Below are 23,493 nucleotides of genomic sequence, written 5' to 3'. Positions count from 1 at the left end.
GACCGCAGGCGAGTCGGGCGACCACCGTGCCCCACCGGCCGGTCCGCCGGGATGCAGGCTCAGGCGAGTCGGGCGACCACCGCGCCCCACCGGCCGGTCCACCGGGATACAGAGGAGAAGGCGAGCGGGTCCACCAATCCGGCCACCTGCGAGTCCGTCGAGATGCAGACTGGACTGATGACGGGTGACCACCAATACACGGTCACGGCGACGTGGACCGGAAACCGCGGCACCGGCACCTCCGGGTACCGCGACTACGACCGCAGCGTCAAGGTGCATGTCGAGGGCAAACCCGACATCCTGGCGTCCGCGGACGCGATCTTCCGGGGCGACCCGAGCCGGTGGAACCCCGAGGACATGCTGATCGCGGCGCTCGCGCAGTGCCACATGCTCTCCTACCTGCACGCCTGCGTCGAACGGGGCGTCGTCGTGATGTCGTATGTCGATGACGCCGTCGGACACATGGAGCAGCAGGGCAAGGGCGGGCACTTCGTCGAGGTCGTCCTGCATCCGCGGGTGCACATCACCGATGCGTCGAAGGTCGAGGACGCGATCACCGCGCACGACGACGCGCACGACCGGTGCTTCATCGCGAGTTCGATGAACTTCCCGGTGCGGCACGAGGCGATCGTGCGGGTGGCCGGGGTGTCAGCGACGGCGTGACCGGCTGACCGCGCCACGCACGATCGACCGCAACCGGCCCAGGCGCGCCCCGATCTCCCGTTCGTACCCGTGGTCGGTCGGGTGGTAGTAGTCGACGCCGACGAGATCATCGGGCGCGTACTGCTGTGCGAGCACCCCGTCGGGATCGTCGTGCGGATACCGGTACCCGATCGCGTTGCCGAGTTTCTGCGCGCCCGCGTAGTGACCGTCGCGCAGATGGGCGGGCACCGCGCCGGATCGGCCGGCCTCGACGTCGGCAAGTGCCGCGCCGATCGCCGAGACCACACCGGCCGACTTGGGTGCGGTGGCGAGGTGGATGGTCGCCTGGGTCAGCGCGAGCTTGGCCTCCGGCATGCCGACGAGCGCGACGACCTGCGCGGCGGCCACGGCGGTCTGCAGTGCGGTCGGGTCGGCCATCCCGATGTCCTCGCTGGCGTGGATCATCAACCGCCGCGCGATGAACCGGGGGTCCTCCCCCGCCGCGATCATCCGGGCGAGGTAATGCAGCGCGGCGTCGACGTCGGAACCGCGGATCGACTTGATGAACGCGCTGGTCACGTCGTAATGCTGGTCGCCGTCCCGGTCGTAGCGGACCGCGGCCCGGTCGATGGCCGCGGCCACGTCGTCGACGTCGAGCACACCCTGGTCGGCGGCGGCATCCGCCGCGGCCTCGAGCGCGGTCAACGCCCGGCGCGCATCACCGCCGGCCACCGCGACCAGATGGTCGTAGGCGGGGTCGGTGACCGCGACGTGGCCGTCGAGGCCCCGCGGATCGGCGACCGCGCGCGACAGCACCTCGCGGATGTCGTCGTCGGACAGCGACCGCAGCTGCAGCACCAGCGACCGTGACAGCAGTGGCGCCACCACCGAGAACGACGGGTTCTCGGTGGTGGCCGCGACGAGCAGCACGATCCGGTTCTCCACGGCGTCGAGCAGGGCGTCTTGCTGGGTCTTGGAGAAGCGGTGGACCTCGTCGATGAACAGGACCGTCTGCTGCCCGTCGATGAGGCGGCGGCGGGCGACGTCGATGACCGCGCGCACCTCCTTGACGCCCGCCGACAACGCCGACAGCGCCTCGAAGCGGCCGCCGGTGGACCGGGAGATCAGCGCGGCCATGGTCGTCTTGCCGGTCCCGGGCGGGCCGTAGAGCAGCACCGATGCCGCACCGGATCCGTTGATCAGGCGGCGCAGCGGCGATCCCGGCCCGAGCAGGTGTTGCTGTCCGACGATCTCGTCGAGCGATTGCGGCCGCATCCGCACGGCCAGCGGGGCCGACGCCACCGGGGCCGCGGTCAGGCCACTCGTCGCGGCGGGTGCGGGTGACGGGGTGTCGAACAGGCCGTCCATTCTCAGGCGAGCCAGAGCCGCTGCAATGCAGCGGACAGGCTCGCCGCGAACTCGGCGATCACCGGTTCGCCCGCCCGGGTGGCCGCGGCGGACAGACTCGCCCACCGGGTCACCAGCACGCGCGGGTCGTTGGTGTGCAGAGCCCAGTCGTGGGTGTAGCCGGCGGCGGTCACGTGGATCGCGGACACGGTCTCCGGACCGTCGGCCGGCAGCATCCAGACCGTGGACAGCCACTTCCACAGCAGGCGGCCGGTGAGGATCTTGCGGTACGCCTCGCGGTCGTGGGTGAAACTCGGCCAGATGCCCGACACCTCCGACCGCCAGGCGTCGATCAGCGAGATCTCCAGTTCGGCACGGCGCTCGAGGTCGGCGTGGCGCAGGCGGGTGCCGAAGGTGACGGTGGCGTAGGCGACGTCGAGTGTGGCGTCGCGGAACCCACCCCACTCGTAGTCCATGAACTGCACGCCGGCGTCGTTGAGCAGGATGTTCTCCGGACCGACGTCGGACGGGCTGAACGCGCGATGATCTCCCTCGCCGAACAGCCGGCACGCCGCACGCAGACGGCCGAGCACCTCGTCGGGCAGATCGATCCCGAGCCGATCGGTCAGTGCGGGGGCGTCCGCGACGGCGCGCGCCGCCGCCTCACCGAGTGCATCGGCATCCTCCAGGCCGTTCAGTCCGCGGCGCAGCAGCGCCAGATAGTCGCCTTCGCCGCCGACCGTCGCGGCGTGCATCCGGCCGAGCGCCTGCCCCCAGGCGCTCACCGCATGCGAGGTCTCGACGAGATCGGTGCCCGACAGTAGCGACGACATCGAGCGTCCGTGCCCGAGATCGGAGAGCACGAGCAGCCGCACGTCGGGATCCGACGCGATCAGTTGGGGTCCCGGACGGGACTCGGTGGGCAGTGCCGTCGCGTACTTGTAGGACGCGAGTTCGCGGTGGAAGGCGCGCGGATCCTCGTCGTCGGGAAGCGCCTTGATGACCAGCGTGCGATCCATCGAGAGCGGGTTGGCCATCACCCGGGCGCGCACCACGATGGTGCGCCCGCTGCCGCCGAGATCCTCCGGATCGGCAAGGGTGACAGGAGACCCGGCCCTGTGCGAAAGCACTGCCTCGGCCGCGCGCACCACGCTCGTGATGCGATTCTCAGTGATTACCGTCATGTCATCAACCAACGTACCCAACGCGCCGCCACCCCGTCACGCGAGTTCATCCACTTGCAATCAAACCCGCTCTCGCGCAACATCACTGCGCCCCCGGGGTTCACTCCACGACCATCGGGCTCACGTCGACGGCGACATCGATGTGACTCTTCTTCGATTCGGTGTAGATCACGCCGCGCAGGGGCGGGACGTCGTCGTAATCCCGGCCCCACGCCACGGTGACGTGACGCTCGTCGACGAGTTTGTCGTTGGTCGGGTCGAACGCCACCCAGTGGTCGCCCGGCAACCACACGGCGGCCCACGCGTGGCTGGCATCCGCACCGAAGATCCGGGAACGGCCCGGCGGCGGATCGGTCGCCAGATAGCCCGATTCGTAGCGTGCGGCGAGCCCCACCGCACGCAGACACGCGATCGCCACCCGCGCGAAGTCCTGACAGACGCCCATCCGGCGCTCCATCACGGTGTCGACCCGGGTGCTGATGGCGGTGGACCCGGACTTGTAGGAGAAATCGTGGAAGATGCGGCTCGTGAGGTCGGTGATCGCCTCGATCAGCGGGCGGGCGGGCGTGAACACCTGGCGCGCGTAGGCCATCACCGCCGGGGTGATCTCGGCGGGCGTGAGGTCCAGGACGAACTCCATCGCCTCGGCACCGGCGGCCCCCAGGCCCGCCGGGCGCGCCCACTCCCACGGTCCGAGCGCCGCCGCGGACAGCAGCAACCCGGCGTCGGGCGGATCGACGTCGACCACCGACGTGGCGGTGACGACCAGCTCTTCGTGGCTGGTACGGACGTGGAAGTACGAGTCGCTGTTGCCGTACACGTCGACACCGGTCGACCAGTCGTCGGGCTGGGGTTCGATGCGCACCTCGGTGTCGACGACGTGCTGGTGGGGCAGTTCCCGGGGGGTCAGGTAACACCGGCCATAGGACGACGACACGTCGTCGTCGTAGGTGTAACACGTCCGGTGGTACACGCGGTAGCGGCGCCTCATCCGATCGGGTCCGTTCCGCCGCCACCCCAGATGGGCTGCGCTTCACGCGGCGGTGCGAACCGGGTCCGGGTCAGCACGTCGGACAGCTCCCGCGATCCCTCGCGCAGCACGCTCATCAGCTCGTCGAGTTCGCCGCGACGCCCGGCGCCGACCTCGCACAGGTCGCCCGGGTCGGAGCGCCGCAACTCGGCGATCATCTCCTCGACGATGCGTTCGGCGTTGGCCGAGCGCACCTCCTCGGGCACCGCGGTGAGGTCCCGCCGCATGCAGGTCAGGTGGTAGATCATCGCCCGAGGGTTGGACTCGTCGAACAGCAGCAGTTCCATCACCGCGTCGAGTTGGTAGAGGCCGCGGTTGCGGCGCCGGTAGATGACCGACGACTCGTTGGCCACCAGGTACGACTCGAGCAGTGCCTGTTCCACCTCACGGTCGTGCTGGTCGACGAACAGCGCCGCGGTCAGATCGGCCAGGGTCAGAGCACGTTCGAGGCGCCGGCCGAGATCCATGAACGACCATCCGGCGTCGTGCACCATCGATTCGGCCTGCAGGCCCGACAACGCCAGCACACCGTGCAGCACCTCGTCGTGGGTGTGGGCCAGTTCCGGCCCGAAATCGAGTGACCCGGCGGTGGGTGCGGCCCAGTCGATCGTCGGATGACCGGTCGAGACCTGCGTGGAGAACTCCTCGATGGCCCGTTCCACGGGGGCGAGCACCATCCACGTGCTGGTCGACATCTGGTCGCGGACCGCGCGGGCGGACGCGACCAGCCGGTCGACCGAGTGCGCGATGGTGCCCGGCACCGACCGGCTGACGGTGAGATCGGTGATCTTCGCCAGCGCCTCGGAGACCGTGCGCGGCGCGATCTGCGCGTCGTCCGACGACGGCGCCAGATCGGCGGTGGACAGGAACCCGGCGGTGCCGCTGACGGTGGCGACGGCGTGCAGCATCAACGGCACCCCCGCCGACCCCGTCATCCACGGACGGTACTGGAAATCCTGGTAGCGCTCTCGGGCCACCTTGGCCATCCGGGTGACCAGTTCGGTGCGTTCGCCGTAGCGGCCGAACCAGAACAGGTCGGACAGGACGCGGGGACTCGCGGCGGCCGCGACCTCGGAGTAGTCGGGCGGCGCCTGACCGGCCCGCAACTCGACGACCTCCTCGGTCGGCGCGATCCGGGTGCCCGATTTCCGGGAGACGTGTCCGCCGACCTCGGCGTTGGTCACCCACACGTCCTTGGCGGCCACCGTCCGCTGCGCCGCCCCGGCGACCCCGTCGGCGAGCACCGCACCGAGCCCGCCCGGCATCACGGCGTACGTCGATCCCTGCGCCACGCTGAAGGTGCGCAGCGCGACGGGGGCGGCCCGCACCACGCCGGTTCCGATGGTGGGGTCCGGCTGGTACATCCCCGGCGTCATGCTGGGCGCGACGGAGTACGACTCGGCCAGTCGCGCCACCCACTGCCAGGTCTGCGCCTCGATCCGGCTCGCCAGGTCGGCACGGGCGGCCGTGCCGAGCATCGGCGCGATGATCTCCTCGCCGGTGTGGAAGTTGGTGAGCACGAGCGCGTCGAGTTCGGCCTGGATCTTGCCGCGTTGCAGGTCGTCGCCGGCCCACAGTGTCGGCACCGACCGCAGCGCGAGTTCTTCGTCGAGCAGCGCCGGCGCCAGCTTCTCCAGCACGGTGTGCAGCGCGGGATTCTCCAGCACCCCACTGCCCAGGGTGTTGACGACGGTGACGTTGCCCCGGGAGATGGCCTCGACGAGGCCGGCGACGCCGAGGCGGGAGTCGGTGCGCAGGTCCAGGGGGTCGGCGTATTCGGCGTCGACCCGGCGCAGCAGCACGTCCACCCGTTTGTAGCGGCCCAGGGACCGCATGTAGACGACGCCGTCGCGGACCGTCAGGTCGGCACCCTCGACGAACGGCACACCGAGGGTCGAGGCGAGATAGAACTGGTCGAATGCGGTCTGCGACATGGCGCCCGGGGACAGCACCGCGACGGTCGGGTCGTCGACACCGGGCGGCGCATAGTCGATCAACGCGAGCCGCAGCGTGCCGGCGAAGGTGGCCATCGGGCGCGGTGCGCAGGTCTGGAACAGCTGCGGAAACGTGCGGGAGAGCAATCGCCGGTCGACGATCGCAAAGCCGATCCCCGACGGCGCCTGGGTGCGGTCGCCGTACACCTCGAACCGGCCGTCCGGTCCGCGGCCGAGATCGGCGCCGTGCAGGAACAGCGCGTGCGGGCGCGGGACCTCCAGGCGGGCGGCCTTGCGGATGTATCCCGGATGCCCGAACACCATCTCGGGCGGTAGCAGACCCGACGTGATCGTCTTCTGGTCCCGGTAGACGTCGCGCAGCAGCAGGTCGAGCAGCATCGCTCGCTGGGTGACGGCCTTCTCCAGTTCGGCCCACTCGACGCCGTCGAGGATCAGCGGAACCGGATCGACCTGCCAGTCACGGGCGCTGGTCTGCGCGCCGTCGAACTCGTTGTAGAAGACGCCCTCGTCGGTGACCGATTCGGCCAGCCGCGCGGCCGCGGCCACCAACCGGGCATTGCCGCGCGCACCGAATCCGGCGACGAGATCGTCCCAGGCCACTCGCGCCCGGCCGGAGACGTCGAGCATCTCGTCGTACGGCGCAGCGCCGGCGCTGTCGGGGAGATAGCGATCGAACACCCCGGGCAGCGCACCACCCGACGAAACGGTCACCGGAGAACTGTACGTGCCCGCCGCAGGTCCAGGATCCCGGGGACCCCGCTGTCGGTGGCCAGTCGCGCCTGCCGCTCGCGCAGCAAACCGATGTCCACCGCACCTGTGGTGTGACCGGCCGCCTCGAAGCGCCCGTTGCGCCGGGATTCGGCCTCGACCGCGTTGACCGGCGGACGGTCGTAGGCGCGGCCACCGGGGTGCACGACGTGGTAGGTCGCGCCGCCGACCGACCGGCCGGAGACGGTGTCGATGACGTCGAAGGTCAGCGGTGTGTCGATGGTAATCGACGGATGCAGGGCGCTCGGCGGCTGCCACGCGCGGAAACGGATCCCGGCGACCCGTTCCCCGCTGCGCCCGGTGTGGGTGAGCGGAACGGGAAAACCGTTGCACGTCAACAGGTATCGGTCGTCGTCGCCGCCCTGCACGCGCACCTGCACACGTTCGATCGACGAGTCGACGTAGCGTGCGGTGCCGGTGCCGGTGGACTCCTCACCGAGGGTGTTCCACGGTTCGATGGCGCCGCGCAGCTCGACCTCGTGGTCGCGGATTTGCACGGTACCCAGCCGCGGGAAGCGGAACTCGGTGAACGGGTCGAGCCAGGCGGTGTCGAACGGGTAGCCCGCCTCGCGGAGATCCTCGGCGACCGACGCGATGTCGGCGATGACGTAGTGCGGCAGCAGGTGTTTGCCGTGCAGGTCGGCGCCGTGCCGGATGAGCCGCCCACGGTAGGGCTGATCCCAGAACCACGAGACCAGCGACCGCACCAGCAGCGACTGCACCATCGCCATCCGGTGATGCGGCGGCATCTCGAAGGCCCGCAGTTCGAGCAGTCCGAGCCGGCCGCGCGCCGAGTCGGGGCTGTAGAGCTTGTCGATGCAGAACTCGGCACGGTGGGTGTTGCCGGTGATGTCGGTGAGCAGGTGCCGCAGTGCGCGATCGGTGACCCACGGGTTGGGCGGGCCACCGTCCTCCCCCTTCTCGCTCAACCGGTCGATCTCGGCGAACGCGATCTCCAGCTCGTAGAGCGACGACTCACGGCCCTCGTCGACGCGCGGCGCCTGCGAGGTGGTGCCGACGAAGCGCCCGGAGAACAGGTAGGACAGGGACGGATGCCGCTGCCAGTAGGTCAGCATCGACACCAGCAGGTCGGGGCGGCGCAGCAGCGGCGACTCGGCGGGCGTGGTGCCGCCGAGGGTGATGTGGTTGCCGCCGCCGGTACCGCCGTGGCTGCCGTCGAGGTCGAACGTCTCGGTGCCCAGCCGCGTGTGCCGGGCATGGTCGTAGAGCGCCTCGAGGAGTTCCGACTGATCGGCGAACGAGGCCGTCGGCTGGATGTTCACCTCGATGACGCCGGGGTCGGGTGTGACGGTCAGCGATTGCAGCCTGCCGTCCGACGGAGGTCCGTAGCCTTCGATGACGACCGGCGTGGACACCGCCGCGGCCCCCGCCTCGACACCGCCGACGATCGCCAGGAAGTCCTCGAGGGTCGCGGTCGGCGGCATGAACACGTACAGCACTCCGCCGCGCACCTCGGCGACCACCGCGGTGCGCGGGACGGGTGCGTCCTCGGGCACGACCGCCGGCGCCTTGCTCGGACGGGTGGCCGGATGCTCGGGCAACTCCGCTCCGGCGGGTGCCGCCGGGCCGAGCGGGGTCATCGTCGAATCCGGCAGATCGTCGACCGGCACCGTGGGGTCCGCGTCGAACATGACCGGCTCGGGGCCCCACGAGAGCGAGCCCAGCGGCAGCCGCAGCCCCGCGGGAGACGTGCCCTCGGCCAGCACCAGACGCCCGCGGCGGGTCACCCAGCGCGCGCTCTGCCAGTGCGTCTCGTCCTCCGAGCGCGACAACGGCAACACATATGCCGTCGGGAGGTCGACGGCGGCGTCGAGTTTGTCCAGCAGTGCCTGCCGCGCCGCCGAACTGTCGACCACCTCGGCGGGTTCCTCGTCCTCTTCGGCCTCGGCCGCCGCGGCCAGCCGGGCCTGTTCGACGGCCGCGGCCGCGGCCGCATCCTCGGCCGGGTCGCCGGGCGGCATCTTCATCAGGGTGCTGAGGCGGACCAGCGGATCCTCGTAGGCCGGCCGCACCTGCTCGGGCGGCAGACCGAACGAACGCGCCATCGCGGCCAGCAGGCCGTGCGCGGCCTGAAGGGTGGCCGGTTGTTCGACGGCAGTGGACTCGGCGGTGCCGGTGGTCTCCACCTCGATGCTGGCCGCCGTCTGCTCGATCGTCGACCACGGGTCGGCCAGCAATTCCGGCTTCTGCCAGATCGGCTCCCCGTCGGTGCGCCACAGCAGGGCGATCTGCCAGCGCGGCAGCGGCTCCCCCGGATACCACTTGCCCTGACTGCGCTGCACGAGTCCGGTCGGCGCGTAGGCACCGCGGATTCGTTCGGCCAATCGGGACGCCAGCAGCCGCTTGTGCGGGCCGTCGGCGTCGGTGGTCCATTCCGGGTCGGTCTGGTTGTCGATCGAGACGAAGGTGGGTTCGCCGCCCATGGTGAGGCGCACGTCGCGATCGGCCATCTTCTGATCGAGTTCGGCGCCGAGCACGGTGACCCGGTCCCACTGCGCCGGCGTGTAGGGCAGGGTGACCCGGGGGTCCTCGTGGAACCGGGTGACGGTGTTGGAGAAGTCGAGGGTGGCGTGACACGGTCCGGTCGCGCCGGTGATCGGTGCGGCACCGCCGGGGTTGGGGGTCGCCGCGAGGGGGATGTGTCCCTCCCCGGCGAACAGACCCGACGTCGGGTCCATGCCGACCCACCCGGCGCCCGGCAGGTAGACCTCGGTCCACGCGTGCAGGTCGGTGAAGTCGGCGTCCGGGCCGGACGGGCCGTCGAGCGACTTGACGTCGGAGGTCAGCTGCACGAGGTATCCGGAGACGAATCGTGCCGCGAGGCCGAGCTCCCGCAACAACGCGACGAGCAGCCACGCCGAGTCGCGGCACGACCCGATGGCGCTGCTCAACGTGTACTCGGGGGTCTGCACGCCGGCCTCCAGCCGGACCGTGTAGTTGACCGCCTGGTTCACCGCGTGGTTCAGCGCGACGAGGAAGTCGATGATGCGCACCGGTCCGGTCGGGCGGTGGCGGGCGGCGAACTCGGCGATCGACGGATGCACCGGCGCGCCCGCGAACTCACCCTCGGTGACACCGACCGGACGCAGATAGATCTCCAGGTCGTTGCGGAGGTCTTCGGGGTAGGCGAAGCCGTAGTTCTCGGCCCAGTCCTCGATGAAGAAGTCGAAGGGGTTGATGGCCGTCAGGTCGGCCACCAGGCTGACCGTGATGGACAGCGTGGTCGACGGTTCCGGGAAGACCAACCGCGCCATGTAGTTGCTGAACGCGTCCTGCTGCCAGTTCAGAAAGTGTTCTGGCGGTTCGATTTTCAGCGAGTAGGCCTCGATCGGGGTGCGCGAGTGCGGGGCCGGTCGCAGACGGACAACATGGGGGTAGATCTTGACCGGGCGATCGAATGCGTAACTGGTGCGATGCTCGAGGGCCACCTTGATGGTCATGGTGTGAAATCACACCACATATGACGACCCGACGCCGGGTTTGATTTTGCGAACCTGCTCACTCGGACTCGGCCCCCTTGCGCGGCACCGGCTTCGCGTCGATACCCGACTCCTTGCGTTGCTGCGCGGTGATCGGCGCGGGCGCATCGGTGAGCGGATCGACGCCGCCGCCCGACTTCGGGAACGCGATCACCTCACGGATCGAGCTCTCCCCCGCCAGCAACGCCGTGATGCGGTCCCAGCCGAACGCGATGCCGCCGTGCGGCGGGGCGCCGAACGCGAACGCGTCGAGCAGGAAGCCGAACTTCTCCTGCGCCTCGTCGTGGCCGATGCCCATGATCTCGAACACCCGCTCCTGGACGTCGCGACGATGGATACGGATCGAGCCGCCACCGATCTCGTTGCCGTTGCACACGATGTCGTAGGCGTAGGCCAGTGCGGCCCCCGGATCGGATTCCAGCGCCTCGAGGGAATCCGGCTTCGGCGCGGTGAACGCGTGGTGCACCGCGGTCCAGGCACCCGAGCCGACCGCGACGTCACCGGATGCGGTGGCCTCGTCGACCGATTCGAACAACGGGGCGTCGACGACCCAGGTGAACGCCCAGTCGCCGTCCTTGCGCAGGCCGAGCCGGTCGGCGATCTCGCCGCGTGCGGCCCCGAGCAGCGCGCGCGACGCCTTGACCCCACCGGCCGCGAAGAACACGCAGTCGCCGGGCTTCGCGCCGACATGTGCGGCGAGACCGTCACGCTCGGCCTCGGACAGGTTCTTGGCGACCGGGCCGCCCAGGGTGCCGTCCTCGGCCACGAGCACGTACGCGAGCCCCTTCGCGCCGCGCTGCTTGGCCCATTCCTGCCACGCGTCGAGCTGCCGGCGCGGCTGCGACGCCCCGCCCGGCATGACGACCGCACCCACGTACGGCGACTGGAACACCCGGAACGGGGTGTCCTTGAAGTACTCGGCGCACTCGACGAGTTCGATGTCGAACCGCAGATCCGGCTTGTCCGAGCCGTAGCGGCGCATCGAGTCGGCGTACGTCATCCGCGGGATGGGGGTGCTGATCTCGACGCCGATCAGCTTCCACAGGGCGACGAGGATGTCCTCGGAGAGCGCGATCACGTCGTCCTGGTCGACGAAGCTCATCTCGATGTCGAGCTGGGTGAACTCGGGCTGCCGGTCGGCGCGGAAGTCCTCGTCGCGGTAGCAGCGCGCGATCTGGTAGTACCGCTCCATGCCGGCCACCATCAGCAGCTGCTTGAACAGCTGCGGGCTCTGCGGCAGCGCGTAGAACGTGCCGGGCTGCAGACGCGCCGGGACCAGGAAGTCACGGGCACCCTCGGGCGTCGACCGGGTCAGCGTCGGGGTCTCGATCTCGGTGAAGTCGTGGTCGGCGAGCACACCGCGGGCGGCCGCGTTCACCTTGGACCGCAACTTCAGGGCGTGGTTGGGACCCTCACGCCGCAGGTCGAGGTAGCGATACTTCAGGCGCGCCTCCTCGCCCGGGGACTCGTCGAGCTGAAACGGCAGCGGCGCCGAACTGTTCAGGACGTCGAGCGACACCGCGTTGATCTCGACCTCGCCGGACGGCAGGTTCGGGTTCTCGCTGCCGGCCGGACGCTCTTCGACGACGCCGGTGACGGTGACGCAGTACTCGGCGCGCAGCCGGTGTGCGGCCTCGGCGACGGCCTCGTCCCGGAACACCACCTGCACCAGACCGGAGCTGTCGCGCAGATCGATGAAGACCACGCCACCGTGGTCGCGACGACGGGCGACCCAACCGGCAACGGTGACGGTCTGCGAGGCGTCGGCGCGGCGGAGCGAACCGGCGAGATGCGTGCGGAGCACTGACGATGTCCTTCCCGAAAGGGGTCTGAGCGGATGCTGCTGATCGGGGTCAGTCTACGTTTCTGGCGAAGTTGCCCACGATCGGCCTACCTGGAAGGTCACGACGAATATGCTGGCCGCGAGAGAAAGCGGAGGGGCAACATGACTTTTCAGGGCGGCGGTCCGCTGGACACCTCCACCGTCTCGGGCGGCGGAGGCGGAGGCGGCGGTGGCGGCATGGGCCGGATCGCGCTCGGCGGCGGCGCCGGTCTGATCTTCACGATCATCGCCCTGCTGTTCGGCATCAACCCCGGATCCATCACCGGCGGGTCGACCACGACGGACATGTCGAGTCAGAGCACATCGGACATCGACGCCCACATCGCGTCGTGCACGCTGGAGAAGGCCAACACCGACGACGTCTGCCGGATCGTCGCGACGGTCGACAGCGTCAACCGGGTGTGGGCCGATCTGATGCCCGGCTACACGAAGCCGCAGACGAAGATCTTCTCCGGCTCGGTCAACACCGGGTGCGGTGCGGCGACCTCGGACACCGGGCCGTTCTACTGCCCGGTCGACGAGACGATCTACATCGACCCGACGTTCTTCGCGATGCTCCGACGGATGGGCGGGAGTGACGGTCCGCTCGCGCAGGAATATGTCATCGCCCACGAGTACGGTCACCACGTGGAGAATCTCACCGGCGTGCTCGCCAAGGGGAATCGGATGGGTGCGCAGGGCCCGCAGTCGGGGTCGGTGCGCATCGAGTTGCAGGCCGACTGCCTGGCCGGCGTGTGGGCGTATCACGCCGACAAGGGCAGCGACGCAATGCTGGAACCGCTGACCTCCGAACAGATCTCGACGGTGGTGCAGACCGCGAAGGCGATCGGCGACGACACCATCCAGGGCCGTAATTCCAACCCCGAGGGGTGGACCCACGGGTCGGCCCAGCAGCGGGTGCGGTGGTTCACCATCGGCTACAAGTCCGGTGATCCGCGCAAGTGCGACACGTTCGCGACCAACGACCTGTGACGGCCCGCGCGCGGACGGCGGTCGATGAACGGGCCGAGGCCTACCTCGCCCGGTGCGCGCGGCTCGATCCGTTGTTCGCCACCGAGGTCGGGATCGGCGGCCACGACCACCTGCTCACCGACTTCTCCCCCGACGCCTGTGCCGAGCGCTCCTCGGCGGCACGCGACGCGCTGATCGATCTGGCGTCGTTGCCGGTGGCCGACGAGATCGACCGGGTGACGGTGGCGACGATGTCCGCGTCGCTGCGCCGCGAGCTCGACCTCGCCGATGCCGGGGAGCGGGTCGGCGAGTGCAACGTCATCGCGTCGCCGCTGCAGGGTATCCGGGACATCTTCGATCTGATGCCGACCGATTCGGCGGACGATCGTGCGACGTTCGTGGCACGGCTGCGCGCCATCCCGGCCTGCGTGGACACCGTCATCGACGGGCTGCTGGACCGACTGGCCCACGGCCCGGTGTTCGCGCGGCGCCAGGTTGACCTCGTCGCCGAGCAGGCCGACTGCGCCGCGGACGCCATCGCCACCAACACCGCGGCGTTCGCCGACGACCCGGCGTTCGCGCGCGACCTGGCGGCCGCCCTCGAGGCCGCGCACTCGGCGTTCGGCGGGCTGGCGACGGTCCTGCGGGAGGCCGTGGCGCCGGCCTCGACCACCGCGGATGCCGTTGGGCGGCAACGCTATCAGCGGTTCCTGCCCGCCTATCTCGGTGCCGACACCGATCCGCTCGAGGCCTACGAGTGGGGCATGGGTCATCTTTCCGCGATCGTCGCGGAGCAGGCGGGGATCGCCGAACGGCTGCTGCCGGGCGCATCGATCGCCGAGGCGATGGCTCACCTGGATGCGTCGCCGCAGTACGCGATCGGCGATCGGCACGCGTTCGTCGCCTGGATGCAGGAGCTGTCCGACCGCGCGGTGGACGCACTGGCCGGCACGCATTTCGACATCCCGCCCCGGCTCACCCGCCTCGAGTGCCGGCTGGCGCCGTCGTCGACCGGCATCATCTATTACACGCAGCCGTCGGCCGACCTGTCGCGGCCGGGCCGGATGTGGTGGTCGGTGCCGCCGGCGCAGACCGTGTTCCACACCTGGCAGGAAACGACCACGGTGTTCCACGAGGGTGTGCCGGGCCATCATCTGCAGCTCGGGTCGGCGATCGTGAGCGAGGACCTCAACGACTGGCGCAAGTTGGCGTCGTTCACCTCGGGCCACGGTGAAGGGTGGGCGCTCTACGCCGAGCGGCTGATGGGTGAGCTCGGCTGGCTCGACGACCCCGGCGACCGCATGGGGATGCTCGACTCACAACGACTGCGCGCGGCCCGCGTGGTCCTCGACATCGGCGTGCACTGCGAGTTGCCCGCGCCCGAGTCGCTCGGCGGCGGCACCTGGGACGCCGAGAAGGCGTGGCAGTTCCTCACCGAGTCGGTCGCGATGGATCGTGCCGTGCTGCGGTTCGAACTGAACCGCTACCTCGGCTGGCCGGGGCAGGCCCCGTCGTATGCGCTGGGACAACGCGTCTGGGAACAGACGCGGGCCGCGGCGCTGGCGGCGAATCCGGAGTGGACGCTCAAGGACTTCCACACCCGGGCGCTCGCGTTGGGCGGGGTCACCCTCGATGTGTTGGCGCAGGAGATGGTTCGGTAGCCGGCGCCCCAGTCAGCTCCACGCCCCAGTCAGCTCCACGCCCCAGTCAGCTCCACGCCCCAGTCAGCTCCACGCCGGAACCCGCGGGAGCCGGCCCTCGTCATCCGTTCCGTGGGCCAGCCATTGGGCGAGGTACTCGCGGGTGCCGTCGACGCGCTGTCCGCCCCCATGCAGCTGCCACTCGTCACCTTCGAGAGTCGCCAGGGTCAGTGACGGCGCGTCGTCGAGACTTTCGAGCCGCCGCACCATGGCGTCGAGGGCGTTGAGCACCGAATCGGGGTCCGCCTCGTCGAGTGTCCACACCCGGCTGATGACGTTGTTGGCCAGCACCACCTCGGCGATGCGTTGCGGCACGACGTCGTCGCGTCGCAGTGTCAGCCCGGCGTGCTCGACGACGGCGTCGTCGGACAGTTCGTCCACCCGCTCTGCGGCTCGGGCGAAGGCGCGGTTGGACTCGCGGAAGCGCGCCCTGACGTCCTCGGTCGCCGAGCCTTCGCCGACCGGACTCCCGACCGCGGATTCGACGGCGGCGGCCAGGGCGAACCCGCCCTCAGCCAACGTGGAGATGACCTCACGACGCGGCCGCCCGTCGGCCGACGGTGCGTCGAGCAGGTCGTCGCCCATCATCGTGACGATGGTGTCCAGCATGTCCGACTCGCGGCCCAGCCGCGACAGATCCGAGGCGAGTCTCGAGACGGTGGTCATGGGTCCATCCTGGCACTCGGGGCCGGGATCACCAACGGACCGTTCGGGGCTCGGCCGGCGCCTCGCACCTCAGGACAGCGCCCTTTGGCGGGAGCGGGAGAGGTGTCCGCCCTCAGCGAGGGAGCGACAGCAATCGACGGATCTCGTCGACGATCCCGTCGAGTCCCACCCGATGCTGCTCACCGTTGGACAGGTCCTTGACCTCCACCTGGCGTTCCTCGAGTTCCCGGTCCCCCAGCACCAGCGCGAGTTTCGCACCCGACCGGTCGGCGGCCTTCATCGCACCCTTGAGCCCGCGGTCCCCGTAGGCGAGGTCGACGCTGATCCCGGCGCTGCGCAGTTGTCCTGCGACACTGACCAATTCGGCCTTGGCGTCGACGCCCAGCGGTACCCCGAAGACCTGGCAGCGGGCGGTGTTGGCGTGCGCGACGCCCTCGGCCTCCATCGCGAGCATGGTGCGGTCGACGCCGAGCCCGAAGCCGATGCCGGACAGATCCTGTTTGGCGCCCAGGGTTTTCATCAGTCCGTCGTACCGGCCGCCACCGCCGATGCCCGACTGTGCGCCGAGGCCGTCGTGCACGAACTCGAAGGTCGTCTTGGTGTAGTAGTCGAGTCCGCGGACGAGCCGGGGATTGAGTTCGAACGGCACGCCGAGACGCTTCAGGTGCGTGAGCACGGTGTCGAAGTGGGCGCGTGCGTCGTCGCTGAGGTAGTCGACGAGCAGGGGCGCGTCGGCGGTCGCGGCCTTGATCTCGGGTCGTTTGTCGTCGAGCACCCGCAACGGATTCAGCTGGGCGCGAGCCCGGGTGGGCTCGTCGAGGTCGAGTCCGAACAGGAACTCCTGCAACGCTTCCCGATAGGGTCCGCGACTCGCGTCGTCGCCGAGCGAGGTGATCTCCAGGCGGAATCCGGACAGGCCGAGGCGTCGGTAACCCTCGTCGGCGACGGCGATCACCTCGGCGTCGAGCGCGGGATCGTCGACGCCGATGGCCTCGACACCCACCTGCTGCAGCTGCCGGTATCGGCCGGCCTGCGGCTTCTCGTAGCGGAAGAACGGTCCGGCGTAGCAGAGCTTCACCGGCAGTTGCCCGCGGTCGAGACCGTGCTGGATGACCGCCCGCACCACGCCCGCGGTGCCCTCCGGGCGCAGCGTCACCGACCGGTCACCGCGGTCGGCGAAGGTGTACATCTCCTTGCTCACCACGTCGGTCGACTCGCCGACGCCGCGGGCGAACAGCGCGGTGTCCTCGAAGATCGGCAACTCGATGTGGCCGTAACCGGCTCGGCGCGCGGCGTCGGTCAGCGTGTCGCGGACCAGCCGGAAATCGGCCGAGCCCGGTGGGTAGTAGTCGGGGATGCCGCGCGGCGCGGAAAAGGCGCTCACAGTCCGTGACGTCCCTTCTTCGGAGTGTCGGCCGGCAGATCGAGGAGGAACGGATTGCTGGTCCGTTCCCGGCCGATCGACGTCTGCGGACCGTGACCGGGCAGGACCTGGGTGTCGTCGGGCAACGGCAGCAGTTTCGCCGCGATCGAGTCCAGCAACTGCTGATGGTCGCCGCCGGGCAGGTCGGTGCGTCCGATCGAGCCGGCGAACAGCACGTCGCCGGAAAAACAGACCGGCACCGGTCCGTCGTCGGTGGGCACCTCGACCCCGAGCAGCACCGACCCCTGCGTGTGGCCGGGCGCGAGATCCACCGAGAAGCGGATCCCCGCCAGGTCGACGTCTTCGGTGTCGACGAACTCGACGACCTTCTCCGGTTCCCGGAAGGTCAGGGTGCCGATCATCGAGCCGAGCGTGCGCCCGATCCCCTTGCCGGGGTCGGCGAGCATCGGCCGGTCGGCGGCATGGATGTAGGCCGGGATGGAGAACTCGTCGCAGAGCTCCTGCGCGTTCCACGTGTGGTCGAGGTGCCCGTGGGTCAGGAGCACGGCGACCGGGGTGAGGTTGTGTTCGGCCAGCAACTCGCGAACACGAGGGGCGGCGTCCTGGCCGGGGTCGATGATGACGGCCTCGGATCCGGCCTCGTTCGCCAGCAGATAGCAGTTCGTCTGGAACATTCCTGCCGCGAATCCGGTGATGAGCATCGTTCCATTGTGGCAAACCGCCCCGACGTCGGGACTCTCAGGTTCTCCTGGCACACTGTGCCCGAGTCTTGTCACAACCCGGATGGTGTTCGGTACCGGTGCACATGAATTCAGGAGGGGTCACAAACGCGTGTCGACCAACGAGGAACGTCGCGAGGCGGCCAAGCGCAAGCTGGAAGAACGCCTGGAACGTGAACACCAGCAGGCCCGACGTCGCAAGATAATCATCGCCTCGGTCTCGACCGTCGTGGTGGTCGCCGTGGTCGCGACCGCCGCCACCCTGATCACCAAGAAGATCCTCGACGACCGCGAGGCGGCCCGCTGGACGGCCTGCGCGTATCAAGATCAGCCGAGCAAGTTCGACCAGATCCCCAAGACAGTCCCGGCGCAGCCGGGCCTCTCGGAGGCCGACCGCGCCAAGATGCAGGCGTACTACGACTCGGTGCGCGCGCAGGCCGGCAAACAGCGCACCTCGCCGAAGCCATCCGACAAGCAACTCAAGGAGGGCACCGAGTCGCTGGTGCTCGACACCAACCAGGGCGCCATCCCGATCACGCTGGACCGCACGGGCGCACCCTGTAACGCCGGCGCGGTGATCTCGCTGGCCGAGCACGGCTACTACAACGACACCCCGTGCCACCGGATCACCAATTCGGCGACGCTGAAGGTGGTGCAGTGCGGCGATCCGACCGGTACCGGTGCCGGCGGTCCGGGGTGGTCGAGCCCCGACGAGGCGCCGACCGGCCTCAAGCCGGTCCCGGGCCAGGAACAGGCGGCGGCCGACGGGTCCGCCCCGGTCGTCTATCCGCGCGGCACCGTCGCGATCGCCAACAGCAACAACCCGCAGTCGGGTCAGTCCAACACCGGCTCGGCACAGTTCTTCCTGGTCATGCAGGACAGCCAGTTGGCGCCGAGCTATTCGGTGGTCGGCAAGGTCGATCCGGCGGGCCTGACGGTGCTCGACAAGATCGAGAAGAACGGGCTGAACCCGGGCCCGACGGGCGACCCGAGCGACGGGACCCCGAAGCAGCCGGTGCAGATCACCACGGCGACCGTCGGCAGCAACCAGGACTGAGACCCGCCGCGCCGCGGTCGGACGGTCGAGGTCACGCCGCCGGGATCAGGACGTCGAGGTCACGCCGCCGGGATCCGGCCGCCGGGGTCACGCCGCCGGGATCAGGCCGACGGGGTCAGGCCGCCGAGGTGACCCGGTACACGTCGTAGACACCCTCGACGTTGCGCACGACGTTGAGGACGTGCCCCAGGTGCTTGGGGTCGCCCATCTCGAACGTGAATTTGCTGATCGCGACCCGGTCGCGGCTGGTGGTGACCGAGGCCGAGAGGATGTTCACCTTCTCGTCGGCGAGCACCTTGGTGACGTCGGAGAGCAGGCGGTGCCGGTCGAGGGCCTCCACCTGGATGGCGACCAGGAACACCGACGACGGGTTGGGCGCCCACGACACCGGGATGATGCGCTCGGACTGCTGCTTCAGCGACGCCGCGTTGGTGCAGTCGGTCCGGTGCACGCTGATCCCGCCGCCGCGCGTGACGAAGCCCATGATGTCGTCGCCGGGCACCGGGGTGCAGCACTTGGCGAGCTTGGCGAGGACGTTGTCGGCACCCTCGACGACGATCCCGGCGTCGCCGCCCGGTCGGCTGCGGGTCGGGAGCGTCGACGGCGTCGACCGTTCGGCGATCTCGTCGACCGCCTCGTCGATGCCGCCGAGGGACGCCACCAGGCGGTTGACCACGTGCCGCGCCGAGACATGGTTCTCCCCGACCGCGGTGTAGAGCGCGGTCACGTCCGCATACCGCAGTTCCTTGGCGATGGCCGCCATGGAATCGGCACTCATCAAGCGCTGCAACGGAAGTCCGCCGCGCCGAACCTCCTTGGCGATGGCGTCCTTGCCGGCCTCCAGGGCCTCTTCGCGGCGTTCCTTGGCGAACCACTGCCGGATCTTGGCCTTCGCTCGCGGTGACACGACGAAGTTCTGCCAGTCCTTGCTGGGGCCGGCGGTGGGCGCCTTCGAGGTGAACACCTCGATGACCTCACCGTTCTCGAGTTTGCGCTCGAGTGCGACGAGCCGGCCGTTGACACGGGCGCCGATGCAGCGGTGCCCGACCTCGGTGTGGACCGCGTAGGCGAAATCGACCGGTGTCGACCCGGCGGGCAGCGTAATCACGTCGCCCTTGGGTGTGAACACGAAGATCTCTTGCACCGCAAGGTCGTAACGCAGCGACTCGAGGAACTCGCCCGGGTCGGCGGCCTCCCGCTGCCAGTCGAGGAGTTGTCGCATCCACGCCATCTCGTCGATCTCGGTGGCATCCGAGCGCCGAGTGCCCTTGCCTTTTCCGCGGCTCTCCTTGTACCGCCAGTGCGCGGCGATGCCGAACTCGGCGGTGCGGTGCATCTCGTGGGTGCGGATCTGCACCTCGAGCGGTTTGCCCTCGGGGCCGATCACCGTGGTGTGCAACGACTGGTAGACACCGAAGCGGGGTTGGGCGATGTAGTCCTTGAAACGTCCGGCCATCGGCTGCCACAGCGAATGCACGACGCCGACCGCGGCGTAACAGTCGCGCACCTCGTCGCAGAGGATGCGGATGCCGACGAGGTCGTGGATGTCGTCGAAGTCGCGGCCCTTGACGATCATCTTCTGATAAATCGACCAGTAGTGCTTGGGCCGGCCCTCCACCGTCGCGGAGATACGCGCGCCGCCGAGCGCATTGTTGATGTCGGCGCGCACCCGGGCCAGGTAGGTGTCCCGCGACGGCGCGCGGTCGGCGACCAGTCGGACGATCTCCTCGTAGCGCTTGGGGTGCAGGATCGCGAACGAGAGATCTTCGAGCTCCCACTTGACCGTCGCCATACCAAGCCGATGTGCCAGCGGCGCAATGACTTCCAGCGTTTCACGGGCCTTGCGAGCCTGCTTCTCGGGCGGGAGGAACCGCATGGTCCGCATGTTGTGCAGGCGGTCGGCCACCTTGATCACCAGCACGCGCGGATCGCGGGCCATGGCGATGATCATCTTGCGGATGGTCTCGGCCTCGGCCGCGCTGCCGAGTGCGACCTTGTCGAGTTTGGTGACGCCGTCGACGAGGTGGGCGACCTCGGGCCCGAAGTCGGATTCGAGTTGTTCGAGGGTATATCCGGTGTCCTCGACGGTGTCGTGCAGCAGCGCCGCGACCAGGGTGGTGGTGTCCATGCCGAGGTCGGCGAGGATCGTCGCGACGGCCAGCGGATGGGTGATGTACGGGTCACCCGACTTGCGCATCTGTCCCTGATGCCGCTCGTCGGCCACATCGTAGGCGTGCTGCAGCAGCACCACATCGGCCTTCGGATAGATCTCGCGATGCAGGGTGACCAGCGGTTCGAGCACCGGGCGCACCGGGCTGCGGGTGGCGGTCATCCGCCGCGCGAGCCGGGCCCGCACACGCCGCGTCGCGGACGACGACGGGGCACCGACGGCACCGCCGCCAGCCTCCGTGGTCTCGACGTCGGTCTCGTCGGGCATCGTGACCTCCTCGGGGCTCGACCTGTCCAGTCTAGTGACACACCGGTAGGGCGTCAGGCTGTGGTCACCACGTGGACCGGCAGCGCGGCACCGAGCCCCGCGGCGATGGTCTCGCGGCCGCCGAGTCCCTCGAGTTCCATGATCACCGCGACCGACACGACGTCGGCCCCAGTCTGGCGGATCAGCTCGGACGCGGCGACGATGGTGCCCCCGGTGGCCAGCACGTCGTCGACGAGCAGGACCCGGCGTCCGCCGAGATCGATGCCGTTGGCCGGGATCTCGAGGGTGGCCCGGCCGTACTCGAGTGCGTACTGCACGCTGAGCACCGGCGGCGGGAGCTTGCCACCCTTGCGCACCGCAAGCACGCCGACGTCGAGTTCGCGCGCGACCGCACCGCCGACCAGGAACCCGCGCGCGTCGATGCCGGCGACCAGGTCGATGTCCCGGCAGCCGTGCGTCATCGCGGTGACCACCGCGGACAGGCCCCCCGGATCGGCGAGGACGGGTGTGAGGTCCTTGAAGGTGATGCCGGGGGCCGGGAAGTCGGGCACGGTGCGTGCGTGTTCCTCGATGGCCCGCCGCGCGTCCGCGAGGGCGCGCACGGTGATCTCGTCGGACTCACTCGTCACGTGCCACCCACCGATCCATGTTCCAGCCGGTGCCGTTGCGGCCCAATCCGGCCACCACATTATCGACCCGCGCACCCCACTGCCGGATCCGCGGTGCCGCGAACAGCGGGATGGACGGCACCGCCGCCCAGGCGGCGTTCTCGATGGTGCGGACCAGACGCAGCCGATCCGATGCCAGATCCGACACCACCAGTTCGTCGATCGCCCCGCTCACCTCCGGATCCCGGAATCCGCCGAGATTCAGCGGGTCCCCGCCGTAGAGCTGGTAGGCGTCACGCGACGGGTTGGCGGCGCCGGCGGCCGCGAGTGACGCGCCCTCCGCGGCGAGCAGCGCGTCCACGCTGCGACCGAGGGCACCGGGGGTGATGTCCGACGACCCGGCGTCGACGACGTCGATGCCCGCCGCCCGGCACGAGTCGGCGATCACCCCGACCATCTGCTGCCAGCGCGGCGTCGGTCCGAGATAGCCGACGCGGACCCGCAACGGCCCGTTGCGATCCGCGGCGGACTCGTCGGCGAGCGAACGTGCCCGTGCGATGTCCGCGCGGGCGTACTGTCCGCCGAAGGACCCGTTGAGCTGGCCCGCGAGATTGTCCGCCGGGGCGAGCACCCGCAGGTTCCACATCTGTGCGCCCTGCCCGAACTGCCGTGCGAGCCGATCGCGCGGCACACAGGAGGCGAACGCCTGCCGGGCCCGCACGTCGGCCAGCGCACCCCGCTGCGACAGCACGATCGATTCCACGGCCAGCGCCCGATTCGGCTGCGGCAGAGGCTGTTTGGTCGAGTCGGTGGGTGCGATGTCCTGCGTCGAGATGCCCGCGGTCACGTCGGCGACGTCGAATGCACCATCCGACAACCGCTGCTGCGCGCTCGTCGGCCGGATCACGATCCGGCCGGTTGCGGGCGCATCGCCCCACCACTTGTCGTTGGCCACCAGGACGAGTCCGCCCGACGCCGAGTAACCGTCGATGCGGTAGGGCCCCAACGACGGCAGCCGCGCCTTGTCGATCGTTCCGGGGGTCAGCGCGAAACCCGTGTTCCAGGCCTTCGCGACTCGGCCGAGCGCCGCCGGATCACCGGGCCTGATCGGCCCGGCGACGTCGGCCACGCCGGCGAGTGTGGCGACCACATGCGCAGGAAGGAGCACCCCCGCCCCGAACAGCGACAGCCAGTCGCTGTAGCCGCGGCCCCGCGCGAACGTGACGGTGGCGGTCTTGGCTCCCGGGGTGCAGTCGACACGTTCGATGTCGCGGTACCCGGCGGTGGTGGCCGGCGCGAATCCGCCGGGCACGCGTCCACTCATGGCCGCCCAGGCGAGCAGGAGGTCGTCGCACGCCAGCGGGTGTCCGTCGGAGTAGGTCGCGGCGGGTGCGATGTCGTAGCGCAGGGTGAGCGACCCGCCGGCCACCGGTGTCACGGTCCCGATGTCCCGATCCGGGGTGACCTGTCCCTGCGCGCCCAGAAAACTGAAACCGGGCAGCAGTCGGGTGGTCGCCATGAGCGCGCCGCCCGCGTTGCCGTCGACGGTGTTGGCGTTGTACGTGTCGATCCGCGCGTCCACGACGTAGGTGACCGACGGCGGCGGATCGTCGCCGCATGCGGTGAGGAGTCCGCCGACCACGAACAGCGACGTCACCAGGGCGAGCAGGGTCCGCAGCGTCACGGTTTCGTAGGGTATCGC

Annotated in this window: 16 protein-coding genes; 4 read left to right on the top strand and 12 right to left on the bottom strand. The window is 69.7% G+C overall.

Annotated elements, in window-relative coordinates; genetic code table 11:
* The first annotated feature begins 177 nt into the window (after nucleotides 1-177).
* On the top strand, nucleotides 178-663 hold the full coding sequence (locus ACWDTI_RS10895) for an OsmC family protein (RefSeq protein WP_449738095.1): 486 nt from the start codon (nucleotides 178-180) through the stop codon (nucleotides 661-663).
* Here the strand turns inward: ACWDTI_RS10895 and ACWDTI_RS10890 are convergent.
* The 6 genes from ACWDTI_RS10890 to aspS all read right to left on the bottom strand — a co-directional run bounded on the left by ACWDTI_RS10890 (nucleotide 649) and on the right by aspS (nucleotide 12,230).
* On the bottom strand, nucleotides 649-2,010 hold the full coding sequence (locus ACWDTI_RS10890; protein WP_449738094.1) for a replication-associated recombination protein A: 1,362 nt from the start codon (nucleotides 2,008-2,010) through the stop codon (nucleotides 649-651). The genes ACWDTI_RS10895 and ACWDTI_RS10890 overlap by 15 nt on opposite strands.
* Nucleotides 2,011-2,012: 2 nt before the next feature.
* Nucleotides 2,013-3,173 carry a hypothetical protein gene (locus tag ACWDTI_RS10885; RefSeq protein WP_449738093.1) on the bottom strand — a complete coding sequence of 387 codons (1,161 nt, stop codon included), beginning with the start codon at nucleotides 3,171-3,173 and terminating at the stop codon, nucleotides 2,013-2,015.
* A gap of 100 nt (nucleotides 3,174-3,273) precedes the next feature.
* A complete protein-coding gene (locus ACWDTI_RS10880) occupies nucleotides 3,274-4,164 on the bottom strand; it encodes a transglutaminase family protein (RefSeq protein ID WP_449738092.1) in 891 nt (296 codons plus the stop codon).
* Nucleotides 4,161-6,785 carry a circularly permuted type 2 ATP-grasp protein gene (locus tag ACWDTI_RS10875; RefSeq protein WP_449738296.1) on the bottom strand — a complete coding sequence of 875 codons (2,625 nt, stop codon included), beginning with the start codon at nucleotides 6,783-6,785 and terminating at the stop codon, nucleotides 4,161-4,163. The genes ACWDTI_RS10880 and ACWDTI_RS10875 overlap by 4 nt, the downstream gene beginning before the upstream one ends.
* An 80-nt stretch (nucleotides 6,786-6,865) precedes the next feature.
* Entirely contained in the window at nucleotides 6,866-10,387 is a 3,522-nt protein-coding gene (locus ACWDTI_RS10870; protein ID WP_449738091.1) for a transglutaminase family protein, read from the bottom strand.
* Between the two features lie 58 nt (nucleotides 10,388-10,445).
* The gene (aspS, locus tag ACWDTI_RS10865) at nucleotides 10,446-12,230 is read right to left on the bottom strand and encodes an aspartate--tRNA ligase (RefSeq protein WP_449738090.1); all 1,785 of its coding nucleotides are present in this window, start codon (nucleotides 12,228-12,230) and stop codon (nucleotides 10,446-10,448) included.
* A 141-nt stretch (nucleotides 12,231-12,371) separates the two neighbouring features.
* On the opposite strand from aspS, the gene ypfJ reads away from it, so the two are divergent.
* On the top strand, nucleotides 12,372-13,241 hold the full coding sequence (gene ypfJ / locus ACWDTI_RS10860; RefSeq protein WP_449738089.1) for a KPN_02809 family neutral zinc metallopeptidase: 870 nt from the start codon (nucleotides 12,372-12,374) through the stop codon (nucleotides 13,239-13,241).
* The gene (locus ACWDTI_RS10855) at nucleotides 13,238-14,881 is read left to right on the top strand and encodes a DUF885 domain-containing protein (RefSeq protein ID WP_449738088.1); all 1,644 of its coding nucleotides are present in this window, start codon (nucleotides 13,238-13,240) and stop codon (nucleotides 14,879-14,881) included. The genes ypfJ and ACWDTI_RS10855 overlap by 4 nt, the downstream gene beginning before the upstream one ends.
* 63 nt (nucleotides 14,882-14,944) lie before the next feature.
* On the opposite strand, the gene ACWDTI_RS10850 is transcribed toward ACWDTI_RS10855, so the two are convergent.
* From ACWDTI_RS10850 to ACWDTI_RS10840, 3 genes are all read right to left on the bottom strand, one after another.
* A complete protein-coding gene (locus tag ACWDTI_RS10850; RefSeq protein WP_449738087.1) occupies nucleotides 14,945-15,586 on the bottom strand; it encodes a hypothetical protein in 642 nt (213 codons plus the stop codon).
* A gap of 112 nt (nucleotides 15,587-15,698) precedes the next feature.
* Nucleotides 15,699-16,970, bottom strand: coding sequence for a histidine--tRNA ligase (hisS, locus tag ACWDTI_RS10845; protein WP_449738086.1), 1,272 nt, complete (start codon nucleotides 16,968-16,970; stop codon nucleotides 15,699-15,701).
* Nucleotides 16,967-17,671 carry an MBL fold metallo-hydrolase gene (locus tag ACWDTI_RS10840; protein WP_449738085.1) on the bottom strand — a complete coding sequence of 235 codons (705 nt, stop codon included), beginning with the start codon at nucleotides 17,669-17,671 and terminating at the stop codon, nucleotides 16,967-16,969. The genes hisS and ACWDTI_RS10840 overlap by 4 nt, the downstream gene beginning before the upstream one ends.
* 130 nt (nucleotides 17,672-17,801) lie before the next feature.
* Here ACWDTI_RS10840 and ACWDTI_RS10835 point away from each other — a divergent pair, with 130 nt between their 5' ends.
* Nucleotides 17,802-18,746 carry a peptidylprolyl isomerase gene (locus ACWDTI_RS10835; protein WP_449738084.1) on the top strand — a complete coding sequence of 315 codons (945 nt, stop codon included), beginning with the start codon at nucleotides 17,802-17,804 and terminating at the stop codon, nucleotides 18,744-18,746.
* A 115-nt stretch (nucleotides 18,747-18,861) separates the two neighbouring features.
* Here the strand turns inward: ACWDTI_RS10835 and ACWDTI_RS10830 are convergent, their stop codons facing one another.
* The 3 genes from ACWDTI_RS10830 to ACWDTI_RS10820 are packed head-to-tail and all read right to left on the bottom strand — an operon-like array spanning nucleotide 18,862 to nucleotide 23,475.
* The gene (locus ACWDTI_RS10830; RefSeq protein WP_449738083.1) at nucleotides 18,862-21,183 is read right to left on the bottom strand and encodes a RelA/SpoT family protein; all 2,322 of its coding nucleotides are present in this window, start codon (nucleotides 21,181-21,183) and stop codon (nucleotides 18,862-18,864) included.
* Nucleotides 21,184-21,236: 53 nt separating this feature from the next.
* On the bottom strand, nucleotides 21,237-21,812 hold the full coding sequence (locus tag ACWDTI_RS10825; protein ID WP_449738082.1) for an adenine phosphoribosyltransferase: 576 nt from the start codon (nucleotides 21,810-21,812) through the stop codon (nucleotides 21,237-21,239).
* On the bottom strand, nucleotides 21,802-23,475 hold the full coding sequence (locus ACWDTI_RS10820) for an ABC transporter substrate-binding protein (protein ID WP_449738081.1): 1,674 nt from the start codon (nucleotides 23,473-23,475) through the stop codon (nucleotides 21,802-21,804). The genes ACWDTI_RS10825 and ACWDTI_RS10820 overlap by 11 nt, the downstream gene beginning before the upstream one ends.
* Nucleotides 23,476-23,493 lie beyond the last annotated feature (18 nt).

Source organism: Gordonia sp. NPDC003424 (genome assembly GCF_053588655.1).
Note: the sequence above shows the minus strand (reverse complement) of the source record. Positions and strands in the feature narration are given on the sequence as shown.

Coding starts and splice junctions, on each gene's coding strand:
- ACWDTI_RS10895 (WP_449738095.1), top strand. CDS start 178: ATGACGGGTGACCACCAATACACGGTCACGGCGACGTGGACCGGAAAC.
- ACWDTI_RS10890 (WP_449738094.1), bottom strand. CDS start 2,010: ATGGACGGCCTGTTCGACACCCCGTCACCCGCACCCGCCGCGACGAGT.
- ACWDTI_RS10885 (WP_449738093.1), bottom strand. CDS start 3,173: ATGACGGTAATCACTGAGAATCGCATCACGAGCGTGGTGCGCGCGGCC.
- ACWDTI_RS10880 (WP_449738092.1), bottom strand. CDS start 4,164: ATGAGGCGCCGCTACCGCGTGTACCACCGGACGTGTTACACCTACGAC.
- ACWDTI_RS10875 (WP_449738296.1), bottom strand. CDS start 6,785: ATGCTCGACGTCTCCGGCCGGGCGCGAGTGGCCTGGGACGATCTCGTC.
- ACWDTI_RS10870 (WP_449738091.1), bottom strand. CDS start 10,387: ATGACCATCAAGGTGGCCCTCGAGCATCGCACCAGTTACGCATTCGAT.
- ypfJ (WP_449738089.1), top strand. CDS start 12,372: ATGACTTTTCAGGGCGGCGGTCCGCTGGACACCTCCACCGTCTCGGGC.
- ACWDTI_RS10850 (WP_449738087.1), bottom strand. CDS start 15,586: ATGACCACCGTCTCGAGACTCGCCTCGGATCTGTCGCGGCTGGGCCGC.
- ACWDTI_RS10840 (WP_449738085.1), bottom strand. CDS start 17,671: ATGCTCATCACCGGATTCGCGGCAGGAATGTTCCAGACGAACTGCTAT.
- ACWDTI_RS10830 (WP_449738083.1), bottom strand. CDS start 21,183: ATGCCCGACGAGACCGACGTCGAGACCACGGAGGCTGGCGGCGGTGCC.